Annotated in this window: 1 protein-coding gene; it reads left to right on the top strand. The window is 47.6% G+C overall.

Features of this window, described 5'->3' with window-relative positions:
* On the top strand, positions 1-614 hold a 614-nt coding region (locus R8N47_RS26450), incomplete at both ends, for a 2-oxo acid dehydrogenase subunit E2 (protein ID WP_318186262.1).

Below are 614 nucleotides of genomic sequence, written 5' to 3' on the forward strand. Positions count from 1 at the left end.
AGAAGCCGGCGTTTTAGAAGCCATTCTTGAAGTAGAAGGTGCAACAGTACTTTCAAAGCAACTTCTTGCTAAATTGAAAGCCGGCGCTGTTGCGGGCGAGCCAACCGCAGACAAAACAGAAGCAACAGAAGCTTCCCCAGATAAGCGTCACAAAGCGACACTGACTGAAGAAAGCAATGATGCACTTAGCCCTGCCGTTCGTCGTCTACTTGCGGAACATGGTCTAGAAGCACACCAAGTTAAAGGTACTGGTGTTGGCGGTCGTATTACTCGTGAAGATATCGAAGCGCATCTAGCAAACGCTAAAGCGGCTCCAAAAGCTGATGCTCCAGCAGTTGAAGCACCAACAACCGCTCGTAGTGAGAAGCGTGTGCCAATGACTCGCTTACGTAAGACGGTTGCAAACCGCCTGTTGGAAGCAAAAAACAGCACCGCAATGCTAACGACGTTTAACGAAGTGAACATGAAGCCAATCATGGATCTTCGTAAGCAATACAAAGACCAGTTCGAAGAGCGTCACGGTATTCGTCTTGGCTTCATGTCTTTCTATGTGAAAGCAGTGACAGAAGCACTAAAACGTTACCCAGAAGTAAATGCATCAATCGATGGTGATG

This window comes from Vibrio sp. 2132-1 (assembly GCF_033344315.1).